Source organism: Azoarcus sp. DN11 (assembly GCF_003628555.1).
In the GTDB taxonomy this organism is placed as follows: Bacteria; Pseudomonadota; Gammaproteobacteria; order Burkholderiales; family Rhodocyclaceae; genus Aromatoleum.
On sequence record NZ_CP021731.1, the window covers coordinates 1,244,198 to 1,266,375 of the forward strand.

Consider the following 22,178-nt stretch of genomic DNA (forward strand, 5'->3'; position numbering starts at 1 on the left):
GGGTGATCGGAATGCGGGGCGGAATGGCGGTTGCGTGAAGAACGCTTGCGGGGGAAGTGATTTACGGGCAGACCACGGCTGCGTGCCCGAGACCCGAGACCCGAGACCCGCGACCAAGGAGGATGGCCATGCGAGTGCAACCCTATCTGTTTTTCGAAGGTCGTTGCGAGGAGGCGCTGGAGTTCTATCGTGAAGTGCTCGGTGCGGAGGTGACCATGCTGGCGCGGTTCGGCGAGAGCCCCGAGCCTGTCCAGGGAATGCCGGCGGGATTCGAGAAGAAGGTGATGCATGCGAACCTGCGTATCGGGGACGCTGAAGTGATGGCTTCCGATGGCCGGTGTTCGGGGCGGTCGGGTTTCCAGGGATTCTCGCTGACGGCATCGGTAGCGAGCGTGCCCGAGGCTGAGCGGGTGTTTGCCGCACTCGCGGATCGCGGGCAGGTGCAGATGCCGCTCGCCAAGACCTTCTGGGCACCCTGTTTTGGCATGGTCGTGGACCGATTCGGGGTGTCGTGGATGGTGATGGCGATGCCGGAGGCGTAGGGCGCGACAACGCCTATCACCTCAGGTGCGAGGCGAGTGTCCGAGCAAGTTCCCGCAGTTGTTCGGCATGTTCGAGGCCAGCGATGAAGCGGCCGGGTATGCCGGAAAGTCCGCATTGGGCGCCGACGAGGGCGCCGGTGAGCATGGCGCGCGCTTGGTTCTGGCCTCCGCCGTTGATGGCGTGCAGAACGGCGGACTCGAAGTCGTCGGAGAAGCGTGCCGCGAGGTAATAGACTGCTGGGAGCACGTGGTACACCGCGCATGGCATGCCGTACACGAGCGATACCTTCCACGCGGGCTCGATGCGGATGTCGGGGTCGGCGGCCGCCCGCGCGATGAATGAGGGCGTGAGCAAGGCATCGGGCGAGGCGAATCGACCGATATGTGAGGGTTCCGCCTCTCCGCGCCGCGGGGCCTGGAGTTCTCCCGTCGTCACTGCGTGGAATGGAAGCTCATCGGATTTGACCTGGTGCATGAGCTTGCCGGAAAGGTGGGCATCGAGTTTCTCCCCCTGCACAAGGAGCGCGAGGACGGCGCCGTATGCGACGGTCAGCGAGATGACCAGCTCGTCGCTCTGGGTCAGGAACGTATTGCGGGCAATCGATTCGGCGAGATGGCGAGGTTCGCGTGCGTAGCGCACGGCGAGGGCCAGCGTGCGCTCGATGGCCTCAGTGGTGTCGGCATGTCCGCCTGTCTGCGACCAGGGCAGGCCCTGCCGAACCCGGCGGCGCCATGCTTCGCGGATCGACTGGCTCGTGTAGCCGCCGGGGCCGTGCATCGGGGTGCCGTCGAGCTGGGGGAAGAGGTCTTCGTCGAGGCGCCGGCAGAAATCCGCTTCGTCGTACGCGCCGCGTTCCGTGAGGGACTGCAAGAGCATCTGCAGGATCAGTCCTGCCTGGGAGAGTTGTCCTGCCGCCATTCCGCCGTGATAGCGGTCCGGCCTCGGGGTGGTGTAGCCGGTGATCCAGTCCCCGTAGTCGCGCCGCAGTTCGTCGAGGTTGTAGTACCAGTGCGGGCCGAGGCCCAGGGCGTCACCGATGAAGGCGCCGAGGATGGCGCCGGCGGCACGATCTCGCAGTGCGGTGTCGGTCATTGTCCATGGCTCCGTTTGAAGGAACTGCAGTTGGACGGAGGTGGAGAGCAAGCGTTCCCGCGACGGGCTTTGTAAGGGGAGATCTTGTCGATCGAATGCCTGATTGGGCGATCTCATCGCGGGGCACGACGGTGCCGTGCACGGCCTGCTTGTGCGGGCTGGTGAGTCAGGCCCCTTCGCCGCGGTAGCTCGCAAGGTGGATGCTGGTTTCCGTTTGCTGGATGCTGCGGATCAGGCGGATGCGTTCGAGCACGTTGGAGAGCTCCGTGAGGTTCTCGGCGCGCAGCTCGGCGAGCAGGTCCCAGCGGCCGTTGGTGTCGTGCAGCGAGGCGACGCCGGGTTCGCCGAGCAGGCTGGCGATCACCGAGCGGGTCTCGTTGCCGGCGACGACGATGCTCATCCATGCGCGGATCTCGTTGGGCTGCGAATCCGGCCTGAGCTTGACCGTGTAGCCGACGATGATTCCGTCGTTCTCGAGCTTGGCGATGCGGTTCGTGACGGTGCCGCGCGACACCTTGAGCTTGTGCGCGAGGTTGGCGACGCTCATGCGTGCGTTGTTGCGCAGGAGGCTGATCAGTTGGTGGTCCAGGTTGTCCATTTTGCCGTTCTGGCAGAGATACTCTTCAGAATGATCAAGTTTTTATCAAAATAGCACAGTTGTTGATATTTTGATTGGCACGAAACGGGTCGATCATGTCCTCATCGAATCGCGCGACCATAGGCGAGGAGCGAGACCATGAAGACCGGCAACCGTATCTCCACCCGCTTCCTGAGCGCCGAGCGCGCCGCCGAGTTGGTCGCGGCAAAGGGCATTGCAGTCTGTCTTGCGGGCATGGCGGAGTACATCCGTGCGGATTTCTTGCGCTGGCACGAGTTTGAGAAGACGGCTCGTGTCGCCAACCATTCGGACGACGGCGTGATCGAGCTGATGCCGATCGCGGACGACTCGCTGTACTCGTTCAAGTACGTGAATGGTCATCCGAAAAACCACCGCTTCGGCCTGAGCACCGTGATGGCCTTCGGCGTGCTCGCCGACGTCGATACCGGCGCGCCGACCCTGGTCAGCGAGCTGACGCTGACGACCGCGCTGCGCACCGCCGCGACGTCGGCGGTCGCGGCCCGCGCGCTGGCACGTCCGGACAGCAGGCGCATGGCGCTGATCGGCAACGGCGCACAGAGCGAATTCCAGGCGCTGGCCTTCCATCACTTGCTGGGCATTACCGAGTTCCATCTGTTCGACGTCGATCCCGCGGCGACCGACAAGCTGATGCGCAACCTCGAACGGATGGGCCTCGCTGCGAGGCGCTTCGCCAGCGCGAAGGAAGCCGTGAAGGGCTGCGATATCGTCACGACCGTGACCGCCGACAAGACCAATGCGACGATCCTGACGCCCGACATGATCGAGCCGGGCATGCACATCAACGCGGTGGGCGGTGACTGCCCGGGCAAGACCGAACTGCACGCCGACGTGCTGCGCATGGGTCGCGTGTTCTGCGAGTTCGAGCCGCAGTCGCGCATCGAAGGGGACATGCAGCAGATGCCGGCCGACTTCGCGGTGACGGAGCTGTGGAACGTGCTCGCGGGCAAGGTGCCGGGCCGTCAGGCTGCTGACGAAGTCACGGTGTTCGACTCGGTCGGTTTTGCGCTGGAGGACTTCTCCGCGCTGCGCTTCATGCGCGATCTGGCGATCGAACTGGGTGTCGAGGAAGAGATCTCGCTGATCCCCGATCTCGCCGATCCGAAGAATCTGTTCGGCAGCGTGCCGGTCGGTGCAGCGCTGCGCACGGCGGTTCGCGAGCTGCAGGTCGCCTGAGCCACGTCGGGCCCGCTGGCAGCGGGGCCGGGCATTCGGGCGTTCGGCGGCATTGTGCTGCGATGCCGCTACTTCGTGCGGTCCGCGGCGGGCTTCGGGGCGCCCCGGTAGGCCGCTGCCTCGGCCAGTAGCCATTCGGTGAAACGTCGCAGGGCCGGGTTCGTGCTCGGTGGGTCGGGATAGACGAGGTGATAGCCCATCTCGGAGCGCAGCGGCCGGTCGAAGGGGATGATCAGCTGGCCCGATTCGAGCTCGCTCAGCGCGAGGAAACGGGGCACCAGCGCGACCCCGAGGCCGGTGCACGCTGCTTCGACGAGCATCGAGAAGAGGTCGAAGCGCGGCCCGCCCATCGCGTCCACGTCCTTGACGCCGGCCGCCAGGAACCAGCGCTGCCACGCCGCATGCCGGTTCGACTGATGCAGTAGCGGCAGGTCGGCGAGATCGCGTGGCACCCGGCAGGGGTGGGCCGCGAGCAATTCGGGGCTGCATACCGGGACCATTTCCTCGCCGAATAGCGGATGCGAAATCGCGCCTGGCCACGCTGGCGAGCCGAAATGAATCGCCGCGTCGAAGGACGTCTCGGTAAATACGAACGGGTCCGAGCGCGTCGTCAGATTCACGGTAATTCCCTGATTGGCGGCATGGAATTGCGCGAGACGCGGAATCAGCCAGCGCGAGCCGAACGTCGGAATGACCGCGAGCTCGAGGACGTTGCGTTCGCCGCGGTGCGACATCAGCGAGATCGTATTGCGTTCGAGGCGGTCCAGGTCTTCGGAGACGCGCTTCGCGTAAATTGCGCCGGCCTCGGTCAGCGAAATGCGTTTCTTGATCCGGTTGAAGAGGGGAACGCCGAGATAATCCTCGAGTGCGGCGATCTGCTTGCACACTGCGCTTTGCGTCAGCGACAGCGAATCGGCCGCGCGCGTGAAGTTCAGGTGGCGGGCCGCAGCCTCGAAGGCAACCAGGGCTTCGATACTGGGAATGCGCCGACGCATGGATACTTCCTCCGATTCATGATCTTCGTAGTTTATTTCGTTTGAGCCGGTTTTTCGCGTGGTTGAAAATCGGCGCTGGCAAATCGGCATTCACGACGATAAGACGCGAAATGGCGCACAGGGGTGACGGAATTTGTTTCGGTGATGCCGGTTTTGTTTCCCTTTCTTTCGAGCCATTTAATCTCAGGAGACGGCAAGATGATTACCCAGCAGCAGGTCGGAGCACGAAAAAGCGAAATCGTCGGCGGGCAATTCGGCAGCGCGCGGAACGAGGGCGCCGAGGTGGTGAACCTGCGCAAGCGTTGTGTCGATCCGCGCAACCAGATGTACGGCTATCAGGTGGAAGTGGAGCGACGTGACATCGTTCCCGTCGCAGTGCTCGGTTACAACTGAGAGTCGCATCGCTGGTGTGCGTCGCGCATAGTGGCGTCGTTTCAATTGCGCCTCTGATGGCTTCTTGCCGATGAATCTAGCCAATACCCTGAATCATCCCCTGCGTCTCGCGCTCGCCAGCGAAATCCACTCCCGGCCGTTCATGGTAATCGATGCGCCCGCGCGCATCTCGCACCTCGCGGTGCACTGGGATGGCCAGCCGGAGCGGCACGACGAGCTGCTTGAATCGTTGTGCAACCGCTTCGGCATTGCTCCGCCCAAATCCGGGGCGCAGCATTTCTTTCACGATGTGGGCCATTTCCGCATCAAGTGGGAGCGCCACAGCGAGTTCTCCACCTTCACGTTTGTCGAACCAGAGCCGCTAGGTGACGCCGACTTCGACCAGCCGGCGATACGCCATGTGCCGGCCGACTGGCTCGAGTCGCTGGACGGCGCGGTGATCGTCGCGTCGCACATCCACACCGAGCGGGGCGAACCGCTCGACATCGCCGACGAGCGGTTGCAGGCGCTGCTCCCGAAATCGCCGCGGGTCGGCAGCCGGGTCCTGTCCGGCGGGGAGATCTGGACCGACTTCCAGGTCGGGCCGGATGGCTTCTCGCGCTTCCTGATCCGCGACACCGGGCTGCGCGAAGCCCAGATGGGCCGGCTCGTGCAGCGCATCTGCGAGATCGAGACCTACCTGATGATGGCTTTGCTCGCGTTGCCGCTCGCGCGCCAGTGCAACGCACGGCTCGATCGCATCGAGGAGGACCTCGGCGGCTTCGGCGCGCAGATGCGTGCGCTCGACATCGACGCCGACGCCGAAGAGCTCCTGCGCGAGATCTCCAACCTCGACGGCCAGACGCGTGCGATGTCGCTCAGTACCGGATACCGCTTCAGTGCGTCGCAGGCTTATTACCACATCGTGCAGGCCCGTATCGGCGAGTTGCGCGAGCGGCGCATCGAAGGGGTGCCGACGATCGGCGAGTTCATGGAGCGTCGCCTCGCGCCGGCGATGGACACCTGCATGTCGGTTGCGGAGCGCCAGGAGGCGCTGGCGAGCAACGTCAGCCGCGCCAACGACATGCTGCGCACGCGCGTCAGCCTCGCGCAGGAGCGGCAGAACCAGAACGTGCTCGAAAGCCTGAGCCGCAATGCGCGCCTGCAGCTGAAATTGCAGCAGGCGGTCGAAGGCTTGTCCGTCGTTGCGCTCTCCTATTACGGTATCGGTCTGGCTTCCTATGCGCTCAAGGCGTTGAATGGCTGGGGGATCGACATTCCGGTTGATCGCGCGGTCGGGCTGGCGCTGCCGCTCGTGGCGGGCGTGGCTTGGTTCGGCCTGCGGCGCATGCACGAGCGCCTGCACCAGGGCGGCAAGCGCCCCGTTCCTGTTCCTTCACCTCTGGGCCGTCTGGCTGTCATCGAGCGCCGCTGAGCGCTCGCGAAAGGCGCTCGGCGATTCTCCCGTCCACTGCCGGAACGCGCGCGCGAAGCTCTTCTCGTTGCGAAAACCGACCGACAGTGCGATCTGCTTGACGGTGCGGTTCGTCCGCCGCAGCAACTCGATCGCCCGCTCGCGCCGCGCCTCGTCCTTCAATTCTTGCAGCGACGCGCCTTCCTCGTCGAGCTGACGATGCAGCGTGCGCGGCGACAGGTGCAGGCGCTCGGCGAGCGTCTCAGCGGTCGCGCCTTCGTCCAGCCGTTCGCGCAGCAGGTGACGTACGCGCTGCACCAGCAGGCGGTCGCGGCGGTATTGCAGTACCGTGAGCGGCAGCGCGCGGCGCAGCATCTGCTGCAGGGCCGCTTCGTCGCGCCGCAGCGACAGGCGCAGGTATTGCGCATCGAAACGGATCTCGGCGCGTTCGGCGTCGAACTGCACCGGCCCCTGGAACAGCAGCGGATAGACGCTCTTGTGCGGTGGGGCGGGAAAGGGGAAACAGGCCGCGAGCAGGGGGATGCGCGAGTCGATCGCCCAGCACGCATAGCCCAACACGTAGCGCAGCAGCGTCACGAGGCAGAACTCGTGCATCTCGCCGAGATAGCGGCGCACTTCGATACGCAGCGTCGCGACCGCGCCGTCGTCGTCGAGGTGCAGCAGGATGTCGTCGGTGAGCAGGCGATGGTGGCGGCACCAGCGCTTGAGCGCGACCCTGAGGTCGGGCGCCGTGATCGACGCGCGGCACAGCATGCCGTAGCTGCCCCACGGCAGACGGCGCGAAAACCACCCCAGCGCCTCGTCGTCCAGTTCCTGCATCGCGACCGCCGACATGATCTCCATCTGCCCGGCGGTGACGCGTGCGGCGGGGTTTTCGAGCGCAGCCGGTGGAATCTGTGCCTCGCGCAAGGCGTTGGCAGGATTGATTCCGTAACGGCGATAGGCCGCGACGATTGCGCGGATGAAAGCGACCGGCGTCGCCGCGGGGCCGCGCGTAGGGTCGCCGACCGAAGGGATCACCGTTGCCATTGGCGCATCATAAGTTGCTTGGCAGGATTTGCAACCATATTGGCGCCCGATGCGTCGCCTGCCGACCTACTCTTACGCGGTCACGACGTTTTGCCGACGCGCGTCTACGCTTTACCGGTACACGTCCCGGAAACCAACGATCAAAGGAACGAGGAGACCGACCATGAACATCCCCAGCCTGAACTTCCACCACGGCGAAACCATCGAGGCACTGCGCGACGCGGTGCGCCAGTTCGCCGAGACCGAAATTGCGTCGCGCGCCGCCGCGATCGACCGCGAGAACGAATTCCCCGCCGACCTGTGGAAGAAGTTCGGCGACATGGGGCTGCTGGGCATGACCGTCGAGGAGGAATACGGCGGCACGCAGATGGGCTACCTCGCGCACATCATCGCGATGGAAGAAATCTCGCGTGCGTCGGCGTCGGTCGGCCTCTCCTACGGCGCGCACTCCAACCTGTGTGTGAACCAGATCCGCCGCAACGGCAACGCCGCCCAGAAGGACAAGTACCTGCCGAAGCTGATCTCGGGCGACCACGTCGGCGCGCTGGCGATGAGCGAGCCGAACGCCGGCTCGGACGTCGTGTCGATGAAGCTGCGCGCCGACAAGAAAGGCGATCGCTACGTGCTCAACGGCTCGAAGATGTGGATCACCAACGGCGGTGACGCGGACACGCTGGTCGTGTACGCGAAGACCGACATCAACGCCGGTCCGAAGGGCATCACCGCCTTCATCGTCGAGAAGGGCATGAAGGGTTTCAGCCACGGCACCCACCTCGACAAGCTCGGCATGCGCGGCTCGAACACCTTCCCGCTGTTCTTCGACGACGTCGAAGTCCCGGAAGAGAACGTGCTGGGCGGCGTCGGCAACGGCGTCAAGGTGCTGATGAGCGGTCTCGACTACGAGCGCACCGTGCTTTGCGGCGGCCCGCTCGGCATCATGGCCGCGTGCATGGACGTCGTCGTGCCCTACCTGCACGAGCGCAAGCAGTTCGGCCAGTCGATCGGCGAATTCCAGCTGATGCAGGGCAAGATCGCCGACATGTACTCGGTGTGGAGCGCGACGCGCGCCTATGTGTATGCCGTCGGCCAGGCCTGCGACCGCGCCGACCACGCGCGCACGCTGCGCAAGGACGCGGCCGGCGCGATCCTGTATTCGGCCGAAAAGGCGACCTGGATGGCGGGCGAGGCTATCCAGACCCTGGGTGGCGTCGGCTACACCAACGAATACGCAACCGGCCGCCTGTGGCGCGACGCGAAACTCTACGAGATCGGCGCCGGCACGAGCGAGATCCGCCGCATGCTGATCGGTCGTGAGCTGTTTGCGGAGACCCTGTGATGAGCGTGATCAAGTCTTCCATCAACACGCGCAGCCCGGACTTCGCGGGCAACGCCGAGGCGATGCGCAAGCTCGTCGGCGACCTGCGCGACAAGGCGGCGGAAGTCGCGCTCGGCGGCGGCGAATCGGCGCGCGCGAAGCACACCGCGCGCGGCAAGCTGCTGCCGCGTGACCGGGTGAACCACCTGCTCGACCCGGGCACACCTTTCCTCGAGATCGGTCAGATGGCGGCCTACGGCATGTACGACGGCGATGCGCCCTCGGCGGGCGTGATCGCCGGCATCGGCCGCGTGAAGGGCGTCGAATGCATGATCGTCGCCAACGACGCGACGGTGAAGGGCGGCAGCTACTTCCCGATGACGGTGAAGAAGCACCTGCGCGCGCAGGAAATCGCGCAGATGAACAACCTGACCTGCGTCTATCTCGTCGACTCAGGCGGCGCGAACCTGCCGACGCAGGACGAAGTCTTCCCCGACCGCGATCACTTCGGCCGCATCTTCTTCAACCAGGCCAACATGAGCGCGCAGGGCATCCCGCAGATTGCGGTCGTGATGGGCTCCTGCACCGCCGGCGGTGCCTACGTGCCGGCGATGAGCGACGAGGCGGTGATCGTCAAGAACCAGGGCACGATCTTCCTCGGCGGTCCTCCGCTGGTGAAGGCCGCGACCGGTGAAGTCGTCAGCGCCGAAGACCTCGGCGGCGGCGACGTGCATACCCGCATCTCGGGCGTCGCGGACCACCTCGCGGAGAACGACGCGCACGCGCTCTACATCGCGCGCAGCATCGTGTCGAACCTCAATCGCCAGAAACCCGTGTCGCTGAAGGTCGGCGCCGGCGAGGAGCCGCTGTACGACCCCGAGGAGATCTACGGCATCATCCCCGCCGACCCGCGCAAACCCTACGACGTACGCGAAGTGATCGCCCGCGTCGTCGACGGCTCGCGTTTCGACGAGTTCAAGTCGCGCTACGGCACGACCCTCGTCACCGGCTTCGCGCAGCTCTATGGCTACCCGGTGGGCATCGTCGCGAACAACGGCATCCTGTTCGGCGAATCGGCGCAGAAGGGCGCGCACTTCGTCGAGCTGTGCGCGCAGCGCGGCATCCCGCTGCTCTTCCTGCAGAACATCACCGGCTTCATGGTCGGGCGCAAGTACGAGAACGGCGGCATCGCCAAGGACGGCGCGAAGATGGTGACGGCCGTCGCGACCGCGCAGGTGCCCAAGCTGACGATGATCATGGGGGGCTCCTTCGGCGCCGGCAACTACGGCATGTGCGGCCGCGCCTACTCGCCGCGTTTCCTGTGGATGTGGCCCAACGCGCGCGTTTCCGTGATGGGCGGCGAGCAGGCGGCGAGCGTGCTGTCGACCGTGCGCCGCGACGGCATCGAAGCCAAGGGCGGCACCTGGAGCAAGGAAGACGAGGAGGCGTTCAAGGCGCCGATCCGCGAACAATACGAAGTGCAGGGCCACCCCTACTACGCGACCGCGCGCCTGTGGGACGACGGCGTGATCGACCCGGCGCAGAGCCGCCGCGTGCTGGGCCTGTCGCTGTCCGCGACGCTCAACGCGCCGATCCCGCAGACGAAGTTCGGCGTGTTCCGGATGTAAGGGGGAGATGACAATGTTCGAAAAGATCCTGATCGCGAACCGCGGGGAAATCGCTTGTAGAGTGATCAAGACCGCGCGCCGCATGGGCATCAAGACCGTCGCCGTCTACTCCGAGGCCGACGCCAACGCCCGCCACGTGCGCCTCGCCGACGAGGCCGTGCTGATCGGCCCGGCCGCGGCGAAGGAAAGCTATCTCGTCATCGACCGTATCATCGCCGCTGCGAAGCGGACCGGCGCGCAGGCGATCCACCCCGGCTACGGCTTCCTGTCCGAGAACGAGGACTTCTGCGACGCCTGCGAGCGCGAAGGTATCGTCTTCATCGGGCCACCGGTGTCAGCGATCCATGCGATGGGCTCGAAGTCCGAAGCGAAGAAGTTGATGGAAGCGGCCCGCGTGCCGCTCACGCCCGGCTATCACGGCGACAACCAGGAGCCGGATTACCTGCACCAGCAGGCCGACCAGATCGGTTACCCGGTGCTGATCAAGGCCGCAGCGGGCGGCGGCGGCAAGGGCATGCGTCTGGTCGAGAAGTCGGACGACTTCATCGCCGCGCTCGCCTCGTGCAAGAGGGAAGCGGCATCGTCCTTCGGCGACGAGCACGTGCTGGTCGAGAAGTACATCACCCGCCCACGCCACATCGAGATCCAGGTCTTCGGCGACACGCACGGAAACTGCGTGTACCTCTTCGAGCGCGACTGTTCGGTGCAGCGCCGCCACCAGAAAGTGCTGGAAGAAGCGCCCGCGCCCGGCATGACGCCCGAGCGCCGCGCGGAGATGGGCAAGGCCGCGGTCGAGGCCGCGAAGGCCGTCGGTTACGTGGGTGCCGGCACCGTCGAGTTCATCGCCAACCAGGACGGCTCCTTCTACTTCATGGAGATGAACACGCGCCTGCAGGTCGAGCACCCGGTCACCGAGATGATCACCGGGCTGGACCTCGTCGAATGGCAATTGCGCGTCGCCTCGGGCGAGCCGCTGCCGCTCGCGCAGGAGCAGCTGCAGATCCGCGGCCATGCGCTCGAAGCGCGGATTTACGCCGAAGACCCCGCGAAGGGCTTCCTGCCCTCGACTGGTAAATTGCTGCACTTGGCACCCCCGGCCGAAGGCCTGCACGTCCGCGTCGACACCGGCGTCGAGGAGGGCGACGAGATCAGCCCCTTCTACGATCCGATGATCGCGAAGCTGATCGTGTGGGACGAGAACCGCGATCAGGCGCTCGCCCGCATGCTGCAGGCGCTGGCGGACTACCGCGTGGTGGGTGTCGCGAACAACATCGAGTTCCTGTCGCGCCTGACGAACTGCCCGGCCTTCGCCGGCGCGGACCTCGACACGGGCCTGATCGAGCGCGAAAAGGCCTATCTGTTCCCCGAAGGCGAGGAGCCAGCGGCCGAGGCCTGGTTCGTCGCGGCCCTCGGCGAGCTGCGTCGCGAAGCCGCATGCGCCGAGGACGAGGCGGAGGGCGGCTCCGATCCGAGCTCGCCGTGGCATGCCCGCGATGGCTGGCGCCTGAACGCCACCGCCAAGCGCGAACTGATCTTCCGCTTCGGCGAGATGCAGAAGAGCGTGCAGGTCGCCTACCGCGGCGGCAACCGCTACACGCTCGGCGTCGATGGCCGCAGCACCGAAGCGCGCGGCCGGCTCGACGACCGTGGCCACATGCGTGTCGAGTTCGACGGTACGCGCATGGACGCGACCCTGATCACCGCGGGCCGCATGCGCCACGTGTTCCTGCACGGCCGCAGCTGGCAGTTCGCCAACGTCGACCCGCTGCACTACACGGGCGAGGGCGGCGGTGCTGAAGGCGGATTGCTTGCGCCGATGCCGGGCAAGGTCATCGCGCTGCTCGCGGAAGCTGGTACCCAGGTCGAGAAGGGCGCGCCGCTGCTGATCCTCGAAGCGATGAAGATGGAGCACACCATCACCGCACCGGCGGCTGGTACGCTCAAGGCGTTCCGCTTCGCCGTCGGCGACCAGGTCGGCGACGGCGTGGAACTCGTCGAGTTCGAACCCGCGAAGGGCTGAACGACCCTTGTTTTCACACCGACCGGCGCCCCGTGCGCCGGTCGGTGTGCGCTTCCTCATGTCCCGCGTTCCCGGCCCGGCCGTGAAACGCACAAGAAGACATCGAATCGAATAAAGTGGAGAGAGACACCATGACGCAGTTGAGCTATGTCCACGGCGCGTCCGAAAAGCGCCTGATCGGCCAGACCATCGGCCGCTTTTTCGACGAGGCCTGCGCCCGCCACGCCGCGCGCGAAGCGCTCGTTGTGCGCCACCAGAACGTGCGCCTCACCTACGCCGCACTCAAGCAGCGCGTCGACGCGCTGGCGTGCAGCCTGATGCGCCTCGGCCTCAAGCGCGGCGAACGTGTCGGCATCTGGTCGCAGAACAACACCGAATGGGCGCTGACCCAGTTCGCGACCGCCAAGGCGGGCCTCGTGCTGGTGAATATCAACCCCGCCTACCGCCGCGCCGAGCTCGAATACGCGCTGAACAAGGTCGGCTGCCGTGCGCTGGTGATGTCGCCCGCGTTCAAGACCAGCAACTACCTCGAGATGCTCGGCGACCTCGCGCCCGAGCTCGCGCAGTCCGAAGCCGGCCAACTGAAATCGGCGAAGCTCCCGACGCTTGAAATCGTCATCCGCATGGGTGCCGACAAGACGCACGGCATGCTGAACTTCGACGACCTGCTGCATGCCCCCGCCGGCGACGAACTCGACGCCCTCGAAACCCTCGGCGACGCGCTGCAGTTCGACGACCCGATCAACATCCAGTTCACCTCCGGCACCACCGGCCAGCCCAAGGGCGCGACGCTGTCGCACCACAACATCCTCAACAACGGCTTCTTCGTCGGCGAAGCGATCCGCCTCGTCGAAGGCGACCGCCTGTGCATCCCGGTGCCGCTCTACCACTGCTTCGGCATGGTGATGGGCAACCTCGGCTGCCTCACGCACGGCGCGACGATGATCTACCCGGCCGAAGCCTTCGAGCCGCTCGCCGTGCTCGAAACCCTCGCCGAGGAACGCTGCACGGCGAGCTACGGCGTGCCGACGATGTTCATCGCGATGCTCGACCACCCGCGCTTTGCCGAATTCGACCTGTCGCGTCTGCGCACCGGCATCATGGCCGGCAGCCCGTGCCCGATCGAAGTGATGAAGCGCGTCATCGACAAGATGAACATGCGCGAAGTCACGATCGCCTACGGCATGACCGAGACCTCGCCGGTCAGCTTCCAGAGCGGCACCGACGACCCGCTCGACCGCCGCGTCTCCACCGTCGGTCGCGTTCAGCCGCACCTCGAAGTGAAGATCGTCGACAGCGAAGGCCGCATCGTCCCGCGCGGCACGCCGGGCGAATTGTGCACGCGTGGCTACTCGGTGATGCTCGGCTACTGGGAAGACGAAGCGAAGACGCGCGAAGCGATCGACGCCGGCGGCTGGATGCACACCGGCGACCTCGCGACGATCGACGACGAGGGCTTCTGCAACATCGTCGGCCGCATCAAGGACATGGTCATCCGCGGCGGCGAAAACCTCTACCCGCGCGAGATCGAGGAATTCCTCTACCGCCATCCGAAGATCCTCGACGTGCAGGTCGTCGGCGTGCCGGACCAGAAGTACGGCGAGGAACTGTGCGCCTGGGTCATCGTGCGCGAAGGCCAGACGCTCAGCGAGGACGAGGTGCGCGAGTTCTGCAAAGGCCAGATCGCGCACTACAAGGTGCCGCGCTACATCCGCTTCGTCGACACCTTCCCGATGACGGTCACGGGCAAGATCCAGAAGTTCCAGATCCGCGAGCAGATGAAGCGCGAACTGGGTCTGGCCGAAGCGAAGACGGCCTGAGCGAAGGGGAGGGGCTCATGATCACGCTGTACCATTGCGTCAGCGCGCGCTCGTTCCGGCCGCTATGGATGCTCGAAGAGCTCGGTCTGCCCTACGAGCTGAAGATGCTGCCGTTTCCGCCGCGGCGCGATGCCGAGTCCTACCTCGAGGTCAATCCGCTCGGCACGATCCCGGCGTTCTTCGACGGTGCGACGCGCATGACCGAGTCGGCGGCGATCTGCCACTACCTCGCCGCCCGGCACTCGCCTCGCGCGCTCAACGTCGAGACCGACGAGCCGGACTTCGGCCCCTACCTCAACTTCCTGCACTTCGGTGAGGCGACGCTGACCTTCCCTCAGACGCTGGTGCTGCGCTACAGCCGCTTCGAGGCCGAGGAACGGCGGCTGCCGCAAGCTGCCGAAGACTACACGCGCTGGTTCCTGTCGCGCCTGCGCACGCTCGAACCGCTGCTCGCGCAGCAGGATTTCCTGTGTGCGGGGCGCTTCACGGCCGCGGACATCTCGGTCGGTTACGCGCTGATGCTTGCCGACGACATCTGGCTCAAGGAGCGCTTCAAGCCGGCGGTGCTCGCCTATTGGCAACGCCTGCAGGCCCGCGAAGGCTATCAACGGGCGCTCGCCGCGCAACAGCGCGCCGCGGTCGAGCAGGGCGTACCGCCTCACTCGGTCGCGCAGGCGACCGGCCCGTTCTGAACGAGGAGACACACAAAAAATGACGAACAAGGAATTCGACGATCGCCCGTTGTGGGCCCCGCGCCCCGAACAGATCGCCGCAACCGGCATCGCCGCCTTCACTGAACGCGTCCGTATCGCCACCGGACTCGAGCTCGCGGACTACGATGCACTGCACGATTGGTCGGTGCGCCATGCGACCGATTTCTGGCGCGAAGTCTGGGACTTCGGTGGCGTGATCGGCGAGCGCGGCGCACGCGATCTCATCGACGGCGATCGCATGCCTGGCGCCGCCTGGTTCCCCGACGCGCGCCTGAACTTCGCCGAGAACCTGCTGCGCGACGGTTCCAACGAACAGGCGCTGGTGTTCCGGGGCGAGGACAAGGTCAAGCGTGCGATGACGCGCAGGGAACTGCGCGCCGAGGTCGCCCGCTTCGCCGCCGCCCTGCGCGCGGCCGGCGTCTGCGAGCACGACCGCGTCGCCGCCTGGATGCCCAACCTCCCCGAGACCCTCGTCGCGATGCTGGCGACGGCCAGCCTTGGCGCGACGTTCACGTCCGCCTCGCCGGACTTCGGCGTGCAGGGCGTGCTCGACCGCTTCGGCCAGACCGAGCCCAAGGTGCTGATCGCCTGCGACGGCTACTGGTACAACGGCAAGGCCATCGACATCCGCGGCAAGCTCGCCGAACTCGCGCCGCAGCTCCCGAGCGTCGAACGCTTCGTCGTCGTCCCCTATCTGGCGGGCGACGCCGCGCCTGATCTCGCGGGCATCCGCGACGCCGTCACGTACCGCGACTTCCTTGCCCCACACGCGGCCGAGACCGTGCCGCGCTACGAGCGCCTGCCGTTCAACCACCCGCTCTACGTGATGTATTCGTCGGGCACCACCGGCGTGCCCAAATGCATCGTGCACGGCGCCGGCGGCACGCTGCTGCAGCACCTCAAGGAACACAAGCTGCACGCCGATGTCCGCGAAGGCGACCGCCTGTTCTACTTCACGACCTGCGGCTGGATGATGTGGAACTGGCTCGTCTCCGGCCTCGCCGCCGGCGCCACGCTGATGCTCTACGACGGCAACCCCTTCGTGAGCGACGGCAAGGTGCTGTGGGACTACGCCGAGAAGGAACGCATCACGCATTTCGGTACGTCAGCGAAGTACATCGAGACGCTCGGCAAGAGCGAGCTCCGGCCGGCGCAGTCCTATGACCTCTCCGCGCTACGCGCCGTGCTCTCCACCGGCAGCCCGCTCGCGCCGCAGGGCTTCGATTTCGTCTACGAGGCGATCAAGGCAGACGTGCAGCTCGCGTCGATCTCGGGCGGCACCGACATCGTCTCCTGCTTCGTCCTCGGCAGTCCGACCTTGCCGGTGTGGCGGGGCGAAATCCAGTGCCGTGGCCTCGGCATGGCGGTCGAGGTGTGGGACGACGAAGGCCGCCCGGTCACCGGCGAGAAGGGCGAGTTGGTCTGCACAAAACCCTTCCCCTGCATGCCGATCGGCTTCTGGAACGATCCCGACGGTGCCAAGTACCACGCGGCCTACTTCGAACGCTTCCCCAATGTGTGGTGCCACGGCGACTTCTGCGAGATCACCGAACACGGTGGCCTGATCATCCATGGAAGGTCGGATGCGACGCTCAACCCCGGCGGCGTGCGCATCGGCACCGCCGAGATCTACCGCCAGGTGGAGAAACTGCCGGAAGTCGTCGAGTCCATCGTGATCGGCCAGGACTGGCCGCCGCAGGACCCCACCGACGTGCGCGTCGTGCTGTTCGTGCGTCTGCGCGAAGGTCTCGTGCTCGACGACGCGCTCGTCGCGCGCATCAAGCAGGCCATCCGCGACAACGCCACGCCGCGCCACGTGCCCGCGAGGATCGTGCAGGTCGGCGACATCCCGCGCACCAAGAGCGGCAAGCTCGTCGAACTCGCGGTGCGCAATGTCGTGCATCACCGGCCGGTGAAGAACATCGAGGCGCTGGCGAACCCCGAGGCGCTGGCGCTGTTCGACAACCGCCCGGAACTCGCCTCGTGACCTCGTCGTGGGGCGGGATCTCATCCCGCCCCACGACGGCATCGCATCACCGCTGGCGCCAGGCCGGCTCGCCCATCACCCAGGTCTCGGCGACGGCACGATCGTCGCCCAGCATCATCAGCACGAACATCCGTTCCGCGAGCGTCCCGCACGCGGCGCTGCGCCGTTCGAGCAGGGGCGTCGCCGTCGGGTCGAGGACGACGAAATCCGCCTCCCGACCGGGCGCAAAGCTGCCGATCCGGTCGTCGAGATACAGGCTGCGCGCCCCGCCCAAGGTCGCTAGATAGAAGGCCCGCTCGGCCGACAACGATTGGCCGTTGAGCTGCAGCACCTTGTAGGCCTCGGCCAGCGTTCGCAGCATCGAAAAGCTCGTCCCCGCCCCCACGTCCGTGCCGATGCCGACACGCACCCCGGCCGCATCGGCCTGCGCAAGGTCGAACAGCCCCGAGCCGAGGAACAGGTTCGACGTCGGGCAGAAGCTCATCGCCGCCCCGGCAGCCGCCATGCGCTGGCGGTCGGTGTCGTCGAGCCACACGCAGTGCGCGAACACGCTGCGCGGACCGAGCTGCCCGTAGCGCTCATATACGTCCAGATAGCTGCGCGCCTCGGGATACAGCTCGCGAATCCACGCGACCTCGGCGCGGTTCTCCGCGAGGTGCGACTGCAGGTAGATCCCGGCGTGATTGGCGAACAACTGCCCCGCGAGTTGCATCTGCTGCGGTGTCGACGTTGCCGCGAAGCGCGGCGTCACGGCGTACAGCAGGCGGCCGCGCCCGTGCCAGCGCTCGATCAGCGCTACCGATTCGGCGTGGCCGCCTTCGCAGGTCTCGCACAGGAAGTCCGGGCAGTTGCGGTCCATCAGCACCTTGCCGGAGATGACGCGCATGCGCCGCCGCAATGCCGCCTCGAACAGCGCCTCGACCGACGCGCGGTGCACGGTCGGATACACCGCGGCCGTGGTCGTCCCGTTCCGCAGCAGCTCGTCGCAGAAGAATTCCGCGACTTCCGTCGCATGGGCGGGATCGGCGAAGCGCCGCTCGACCGGCCAGGTATAGCGGTCGAGCCATTCGAGCAGCTGTCCGCCCGGGCTCGCGATGATGTCCGTCTGCGCGCAATGGATGTGCGTATCGACGAAGCCCGGCAGGATCAGCCGGCCGCGGCGGTCGTCGATGCGTGCGTCGGCGGGCAGCTTCGCGCGCAGCGCCGCGGCGGGGCCGGCCTCTGCGACCAACCCGTCGCGCACGATCAGCAATCCGTCGGGGAAGTGTTCCACCGCATCGGCGCCGCGGTCGGCCGGGTCGCCGAGAAAGTGCAGAAGCTCGCCGCGGATCGCACGCATCGCGTCGCCCTCAGGGAATCGTCACGGTCGGCGGCGCCGCGATGCTCGCGTTGTGGGTGCCGAAGCTGCCGCGGCGCCGGTCCTCGAAATAGTGGCGCAGCGTCAGCGAGATCGTGCGGAACGCGATATCGTCCCAGGGGATGTCCCGCTCCTCGAACAGCGCCACTTCCAGCGACTCCTCGCCGGGGCCGAAATCCAGATCCAGCAGGCGCGCGCGGTACACGATATGCACCTGGTTGATGTGCGGCACGCTGATCAGCGTGAAGAGCGCGCCCACCTCGATGCGTGCGCACGCCTCTTCCAGCGTCTCGCGCGCGGCGGCCTCGGCCGTGCTCTCGGCGTTCTCCATGAAGCCTGCCGGCAGCGTCCAGTACCCGTGGCGCGGTTCGATCGCGCGGCGGCACAGCAGGATGCGGTCGCCCCATTCGGGAATCGCGCCGACGACGATCTTCGGGTTCTGGTAATGGATCGTCCCGCAACTCACGCACACGTGGCGCGGCAGGGTGTCACCGGGCGGTATGCGCAGCGTGACGTTCGCGCCGCAGTCTGAGCAGTATTTCATCATGTTCGCCGACCTGTTCGTAAGGTCAGATTTTATCCCGTAACACCCCGTCGCGATGCGTTCGCGGTTCGTGGCCCGTGACAGCGTGCCGTCCCGCGGGGTACAGTTCGCCCGAACCGAAACGCCGTTTTGGCCGCCGCATCGCGGCCTGTTCCCCAGACTCCCCAGATACTGCGCCGATGTCTCCGCCGCTGGATTCGACCCGCTTCGAGCAGCTTCGCGCCTCGGGCGACCTCCCCTCCCCGAAGGGGGTTGCGCTTGCGGTGATCCGGCTCACGCGCCAGCAGGACGTCACCATTGCCGAACTGGCGCGGGTGATCAGTGCCGACCCGGCATTCGTCGGGCGCGTCATCAAGGCCGCGAACGGTCTGGTCGCATTCGAGCGCCGACCGGTCGCCTCGGTGCACGAGGCGCTCATGGTGCTGGGACTGCCCGCCGTGCGGACCATGGTGCTGGGCTTCTCGCTGCTCTCGCATTACCGGCGCGGGGCCTGTCGTGCTTTCGACTACAACCGGTTCTGGAGTTCCTCGCTCGTGCGTGCGCTGGCGGCCCAGATCCTGGCGGAGCGCACCCGCGCCGCGGCCGCGGACGAGCTCTTCGCCGTGGGGCTGCTCTCCCATGTCGGCGAGCTCGCCCTCGCGACGCTGTACCCCGCCGAATACGACCGCGTGCTCGAATCCGCGCGCCAGCCCGACGCCGCACCGCTGCTCGACCTGGAAGATGCACAGTTCGCGATGAATCACCGCGAGCTGACCATCGCGATGCTCGAAGACTGGAGACTGCCCAAAGTCTTTCTCGATGTGGTCGCCCAGGTCGATGCGCCCGCCGATGCGCCCGTGCCGGAAGGGGCGCGGGCGAGCCGGCTGCTCCAGACGCTCGCTGCGGCGAGCCGCGTTGCCGAGATCTGCGTCGCCGAAGAATCCGCCCGCGCCCCGCTCGCTGCGGTGCTCTTCGCCGAAAGCGCAGCGCTGGGAGTCGAACGCGAATGCCTCGTTGCGGACTGCCAGCGCGTCGCCGGCCTGTGGGGGGAATGGGGCGGCATGTTGCAGCTCGAACAACCCGCTCCGCCGAATTTCGCCGATCTTGCCGGCGCCGGGGCCATCACTGGTGTGGCCGGAAATCCCGGTCCTGCGGTGCAAGCCGGGAGCAAGGGGCGAGTCCCCGCGACGCTGCCGGCGCACACGGAGCCGGACGACCCGGGGCGCGACGAGGCGCCGGCGCACACGCCGCGCGCCCTGATCGTCGACGACGAGCCGCGCACGCGTGGCAGCCTGCGTACCGTGCTCGAGCAGGCGCATTATGAAGTTCATGAAGCCGGCAACGGCCGCGAAGGCATGGAGCGCGCCCTCGAACTGCAGCCGCAGATCATGCTCCTCGACTGGAACATGCCCGAGCTCGGCGGCCCGGACCTCGTGCGCGCGCTCCGCCAGACGCGCATCGGCCAGACGATCTACATGATCCTGCTGACGCACAGCTACGACGACGAGCATCTCGTCGAGGCGTTCGAGGCCGGTGCCGACGACTTCATCGCCAAGCCCTTGCGCCCCCGCGTCCTGGCCGCCCGCTTGCGCGCCGGCCAGCGCGTGGTGCGCCTGCAGCAGGAAGTCGAGCGCGAGCACGACGAGATCCGGCATTTCGCTGCGCAGCTGGCGGTGACCAACCGGCGCCTGCATGAAGCCGCGCTGACCGACGCGCTGACGGGCTTTCCCAACCGCCGCTACGCCATCGACCGCATCCAGCAGGAGTGGTCCGCGGCGCAGCGTTGGGGGCGGCCCGTGTCGTGCATGATCATCGACCTCGACAACTTCAAGCAGATCAACGACACCCGCGGCCACGACGTCGGCGACGAAGTCCTGCGCGCCGCCGCCGATGCGCTGCGCAATGCGTTGCGTGGCCAGGACGTGATCTGCCGCACCGGGGGCGATGAATTCCTCGCGATCTGCCCGGAAACCGACCTCCCGCGCGCGCTCATGTGCGCCGAGCGCCTGCGCAGCGCGCTCGACGCCCTTGCGCTGCAGGTGGACGGTGCGAAGGTGGTGATCAGCGCGAGCATCGGTGTCGCGATGCGCGAGAGCTGGATGCCGGATGTCGACGCGCTCATCAAGCAGGCCGATCTGGGGGCCTATCTAGCCAAGCAGAAAGGCCGCAACTGCGTCGCGACCGTGCAGCAGACCGGCGAGCCCGGCAGTGGGGCGGCGGCCGCGGAGTGAGCCTGCGCCCCTTGGGGCGACTTGCGCGGCGTGACGCGCGATTCCTGTTCTTCCCCTTTGAATACAAGACCTTGGTGATATTGCGGTTATTACGTGTGGCGTAACCGCAACAGGGAATTCATGGTATGCGCTTGCAATTGCTCACAATTCACTTTAACTTTGAGGTGCTTGCCCCTGATAGGGAGCGGAAATGAAACGTCCTGATTTTCAGGCGGAAATCAAGGAACTGAATCTCGCGTACCTGATGCTCGCCCAGCAGATGCTGCGCAGCGATCGGGAGACCGCGATGTTCCGCCTCGGCATCGACATGGACGTGGCAGATCTCATCGAGGGGCTCTCCAGCGCGAAGCTGGTGAAGATGGCCAGCAGCCAGATGCTGCTGTTCCGGTTCGACGATGCCCTGCTTGCCGGTCTGCTGGCGGGCAAGGGACGGGATGAGACGAGTTCCAGCCTGCACGCGGCGATTCTCGCAGCGGGCAAGCCGGTGAAGCGGTTGGCGGGATAGCGCCCACAAAGCGCTGGGCGGCCGCAGGGGCGAACGGGCGGAGGGGATACCGCCCACCCTGCCGCGCCGCGGCGAAGCGCCCCGGGGTCGGGGCGTCAAGGAGAGCAACATGAAGAACAAGAGCATTATCGAGGAAGCCGAAGACATCCAGCGTGCTGCCGAAATGGTGCGCCTCGGCGCGCGCATGCAAATGCTGGAAGCCGAAACCAAGCTCAGCCGCGAGCGCCTGCTCAAGATCTACAAGGAAATCCGCGGCATGTCCCCCCCGAAGGGCATGCTGCCGTTCTCGACCGACTGGTTCATGACCTGGCAGCCGAACGTGCATGCCTCGCTGTTCATGAACTTCTTCAATTTCTTCCAGCAGCACGCCGGTCTCAAGGGGCTGGATGCGATCCTGAAGGCCTACCATCTCTACCTCGACCACATCGAAGCCGAAGTGATCGAGCCGGCGCTGAGCCTGACGCGCGCGTGGACCCTGGTGCGCTTCTTCGACGCCGACCTGCTGCACATGGCCGCCTGCACCACCTGCGGCGGCCACTTCGTCGCGCACGCCTACGATCCGACACACGAGTTCGTGTGCGGCCTGTGCAACATGCCGTCGCGCGCCGGCAAGACCCGGCGTGTCACCGAGGCCGCGCGTGCGACCGGCACGAAACGCGCTGCGACCGCGAAGCGCGGCAAGGCCAAGGCGCTCGCCACCGTCGCCTGATCCGCTTCGCGCGCCGTCGCAAGGCCGCCGCAGATGCCGGCGGCCTTTTCATTTCCGCGTTCAAGTTTCGCTTCCGAGTGACGTTAAAATT

19 protein-coding genes are annotated in these 22,178 nt (G+C 66.4%); 13 read left to right on the forward strand and 6 right to left on the reverse strand.

Features of this window, described 5'->3' with window-relative positions; translation table 11 throughout:
- The first annotated feature begins 128 nt into the window (after nt 1–128).
- On the forward strand, nt 129–542 hold the full coding sequence (locus tag CDA09_RS05615) for a VOC family protein (RefSeq protein WP_121427717.1): 414 nt from the start codon (nt 129–131) through the stop codon (nt 540–542).
- A gap of 16 nt (nt 543–558) precedes the next feature.
- Here the strand turns inward: CDA09_RS05615 and CDA09_RS05620 are convergent, their stop codons facing one another.
- Together CDA09_RS05620 and CDA09_RS05625 are read right to left on the reverse strand one after the other, a co-directional pair.
- On the reverse strand, nt 559–1,635 hold the full coding sequence (locus CDA09_RS05620) for an ADP-ribosylglycohydrolase family protein (RefSeq protein WP_121427718.1): 1,077 nt from the start codon (nt 1,633–1,635) through the stop codon (nt 559–561).
- Nucleotides 1,636–1,801: 166 nt separating this feature from the next.
- Nucleotides 1,802–2,233 carry an Lrp/AsnC family transcriptional regulator gene (locus tag CDA09_RS05625; RefSeq protein ID WP_121427719.1) on the reverse strand — a complete coding sequence of 144 codons (432 nt, stop codon included), beginning with the start codon at nt 2,231–2,233 and terminating at the stop codon, nt 1,802–1,804.
- 138 nt (nt 2,234–2,371) lie between these two features.
- On the opposite strand from CDA09_RS05625, the gene ocd reads away from it, so the two are divergent.
- A complete protein-coding gene (gene ocd / locus CDA09_RS05630; protein WP_121427720.1) occupies nt 2,372–3,448 on the forward strand; it encodes an ornithine cyclodeaminase in 1,077 nt (358 codons plus the stop codon).
- A 68-nt stretch (nt 3,449–3,516) separates the two neighbouring features.
- Here the strand turns inward: ocd and gcvA are convergent, their stop codons facing one another.
- Nucleotides 3,517–4,443: a transcriptional regulator GcvA gene (gene gcvA / locus CDA09_RS05635; protein WP_121427721.1), complete on the reverse strand. Its 927-nt coding sequence runs from the start codon at nt 4,441–4,443 to the stop codon at nt 3,517–3,519.
- Nucleotides 4,444–4,641: 198 nt separating this feature from the next.
- Between gcvA and CDA09_RS05640 the strand changes: the two genes are divergently transcribed.
- Both CDA09_RS05640 and CDA09_RS05645 read left to right on the forward strand, forming a co-directional pair.
- Nucleotides 4,642–4,836, forward strand: a complete 195-nt coding sequence (locus CDA09_RS05640) for a hypothetical protein (protein ID WP_121427722.1) — start codon at nt 4,642–4,644, stop codon at nt 4,834–4,836.
- Nucleotides 4,837–4,906: 70 nt separating this feature from the next.
- Nucleotides 4,907–6,250, forward strand: coding sequence for a DUF3422 family protein (locus CDA09_RS05645; protein WP_121427723.1), 1,344 nt, complete (start codon nt 4,907–4,909; stop codon nt 6,248–6,250).
- On the opposite strand, the gene CDA09_RS05650 is transcribed toward CDA09_RS05645, so the two are convergent.
- Nucleotides 6,212–7,279 (reverse strand): AraC family transcriptional regulator, encoded by a 1,068-nt coding sequence (locus tag CDA09_RS05650; RefSeq protein WP_121427724.1) that lies wholly within the window; start codon nt 7,277–7,279, stop codon nt 6,212–6,214. The two genes, CDA09_RS05645 and CDA09_RS05650, sit on opposite strands and share 39 nt — an antisense overlap.
- 163 nt (nt 7,280–7,442) lie before the next feature.
- Between CDA09_RS05650 and CDA09_RS05655 the strand changes: the two genes are divergently transcribed.
- The 6 genes from CDA09_RS05655 (at nt 7,443) to CDA09_RS05680 (ending at nt 16,762) form a co-directional block, all read left to right on the forward strand.
- Complete coding sequence (locus CDA09_RS05655; protein ID WP_121427725.1) at nt 7,443–8,615, forward strand: isovaleryl-CoA dehydrogenase; 1,173 nt, start codon at nt 7,443–7,445, stop codon at nt 8,613–8,615.
- Nucleotides 8,615–10,222 (forward strand): carboxyl transferase domain-containing protein, encoded by a 1,608-nt coding sequence (locus CDA09_RS05660; protein WP_121427726.1) that lies wholly within the window; start codon nt 8,615–8,617, stop codon nt 10,220–10,222. Before CDA09_RS05655 ends, CDA09_RS05660 begins: the two co-directional genes overlap by 1 nt.
- A gap of 13 nt (nt 10,223–10,235) precedes the next feature.
- Entirely contained in the window at nt 10,236–12,242 is a 2,007-nt protein-coding gene (locus CDA09_RS05665) for an acetyl/propionyl/methylcrotonyl-CoA carboxylase subunit alpha (protein WP_121427727.1), read from the forward strand.
- Nucleotides 12,243–12,373: 131 nt separating this feature from the next.
- Complete coding sequence (locus CDA09_RS05670) at nt 12,374–14,062, forward strand: AMP-binding protein (RefSeq protein ID WP_121427728.1); 1,689 nt, start codon at nt 12,374–12,376, stop codon at nt 14,060–14,062.
- 17 nt (nt 14,063–14,079) lie between these two features.
- A complete protein-coding gene (locus CDA09_RS05675; RefSeq protein ID WP_121427729.1) occupies nt 14,080–14,754 on the forward strand; it encodes a glutathione S-transferase family protein in 675 nt (224 codons plus the stop codon).
- A 19-nt stretch (nt 14,755–14,773) separates the two neighbouring features.
- A complete protein-coding gene (locus CDA09_RS05680; RefSeq protein WP_121427730.1) occupies nt 14,774–16,762 on the forward strand; it encodes an acetoacetate--CoA ligase in 1,989 nt (662 codons plus the stop codon).
- A gap of 46 nt (nt 16,763–16,808) precedes the next feature.
- Here the strand turns inward: CDA09_RS05680 and guaD are convergent, their stop codons facing one another.
- Nucleotides 16,809–18,101, reverse strand: a complete 1,293-nt coding sequence (gene guaD, locus CDA09_RS05685; protein ID WP_121427731.1) for a guanine deaminase — start codon at nt 18,099–18,101, stop codon at nt 16,809–16,811.
- A gap of 10 nt (nt 18,102–18,111) precedes the next feature.
- Nucleotides 18,112–18,663 carry an NUDIX hydrolase gene (locus CDA09_RS05690; protein WP_121430748.1) on the reverse strand — a complete coding sequence of 184 codons (552 nt, stop codon included), beginning with the start codon at nt 18,661–18,663 and terminating at the stop codon, nt 18,112–18,114.
- 179 nt (nt 18,664–18,842) lie between these two features.
- Here CDA09_RS05690 and CDA09_RS05695 point away from each other — a divergent pair, with 179 nt between their 5' ends.
- The 3 genes from CDA09_RS05695 to flhC all read left to right on the forward strand — a co-directional run bounded on the left by CDA09_RS05695 (nt 18,843) and on the right by flhC (nt 22,087).
- Nucleotides 18,843–20,873: a GGDEF domain-containing response regulator gene (locus CDA09_RS05695; RefSeq protein WP_121427732.1), complete on the forward strand. Its 2,031-nt coding sequence runs from the start codon at nt 18,843–18,845 to the stop codon at nt 20,871–20,873.
- A 190-nt stretch (nt 20,874–21,063) separates the two neighbouring features.
- Nucleotides 21,064–21,378: a flagellar transcriptional regulator FlhD gene (flhD, locus tag CDA09_RS05700; RefSeq protein ID WP_121427733.1), complete on the forward strand. Its 315-nt coding sequence runs from the start codon at nt 21,064–21,066 to the stop codon at nt 21,376–21,378.
- Nucleotides 21,379–21,487: 109 nt separating this feature from the next.
- On the forward strand, nt 21,488–22,087 hold the full coding sequence (gene flhC, locus CDA09_RS05705) for a flagellar transcriptional regulator FlhC (RefSeq protein ID WP_121427734.1): 600 nt from the start codon (nt 21,488–21,490) through the stop codon (nt 22,085–22,087).
- The last annotated feature ends 91 nt before the right edge of the window (nt 22,088–22,178 follow it).

Excerpts from the sequence above, each read along its gene's own strand:
- CDA09_RS05665 (WP_121427727.1), top strand. The coding sequence starts at position 10,236 with ATGTTCGAAAAGATCCTGATCGCGAACCGCGGGGAAATCGCTTGTAGA.
- CDA09_RS05695 (WP_121427732.1), top strand. The coding sequence starts at position 18,843 with ATGTCTCCGCCGCTGGATTCGACCCGCTTCGAGCAGCTTCGCGCCTCG.
- CDA09_RS05690 (WP_121430748.1), bottom strand. The coding sequence starts at position 18,663 with ATGAAATACTGCTCAGACTGCGGCGCGAACGTCACGCTGCGCATACCG.
- CDA09_RS05650 (WP_121427724.1), bottom strand. The coding sequence starts at position 7,279 with ATGGCAACGGTGATCCCTTCGGTCGGCGACCCTACGCGCGGCCCCGCG.
- CDA09_RS05655 (WP_121427725.1), top strand. The coding sequence starts at position 7,443 with ATGAACATCCCCAGCCTGAACTTCCACCACGGCGAAACCATCGAGGCA.
- CDA09_RS05640 (WP_121427722.1), top strand. The coding sequence starts at position 4,642 with ATGATTACCCAGCAGCAGGTCGGAGCACGAAAAAGCGAAATCGTCGGC.
- CDA09_RS05615 (WP_121427717.1), top strand. The coding sequence starts at position 129 with ATGCGAGTGCAACCCTATCTGTTTTTCGAAGGTCGTTGCGAGGAGGCG.
- gcvA (WP_121427721.1), bottom strand. The coding sequence starts at position 4,443 with ATGCGTCGGCGCATTCCCAGTATCGAAGCCCTGGTTGCCTTCGAGGCT.
- flhD (WP_121427733.1), top strand. The coding sequence starts at position 21,064 with ATGAAACGTCCTGATTTTCAGGCGGAAATCAAGGAACTGAATCTCGCG.
- ocd (WP_121427720.1), top strand. The coding sequence starts at position 2,372 with ATGAAGACCGGCAACCGTATCTCCACCCGCTTCCTGAGCGCCGAGCGC.
- CDA09_RS05670 (WP_121427728.1), top strand. The coding sequence starts at position 12,374 with ATGACGCAGTTGAGCTATGTCCACGGCGCGTCCGAAAAGCGCCTGATC.
- CDA09_RS05645 (WP_121427723.1), top strand. The coding sequence starts at position 4,907 with ATGAATCTAGCCAATACCCTGAATCATCCCCTGCGTCTCGCGCTCGCC.
- CDA09_RS05675 (WP_121427729.1), top strand. The coding sequence starts at position 14,080 with ATGATCACGCTGTACCATTGCGTCAGCGCGCGCTCGTTCCGGCCGCTA.
- guaD (WP_121427731.1), bottom strand. The coding sequence starts at position 18,101 with ATGCGTGCGATCCGCGGCGAGCTTCTGCACTTTCTCGGCGACCCGGCC.
- flhC (WP_121427734.1), top strand. The coding sequence starts at position 21,488 with ATGAAGAACAAGAGCATTATCGAGGAAGCCGAAGACATCCAGCGTGCT.
- CDA09_RS05660 (WP_121427726.1), top strand. The coding sequence starts at position 8,615 with ATGAGCGTGATCAAGTCTTCCATCAACACGCGCAGCCCGGACTTCGCG.
- CDA09_RS05680 (WP_121427730.1), top strand. The coding sequence starts at position 14,774 with ATGACGAACAAGGAATTCGACGATCGCCCGTTGTGGGCCCCGCGCCCC.
- CDA09_RS05620 (WP_121427718.1), bottom strand. The coding sequence starts at position 1,635 with ATGACCGACACCGCACTGCGAGATCGTGCCGCCGGCGCCATCCTCGGC.
- CDA09_RS05625 (WP_121427719.1), bottom strand. The coding sequence starts at position 2,233 with ATGGACAACCTGGACCACCAACTGATCAGCCTCCTGCGCAACAACGCA.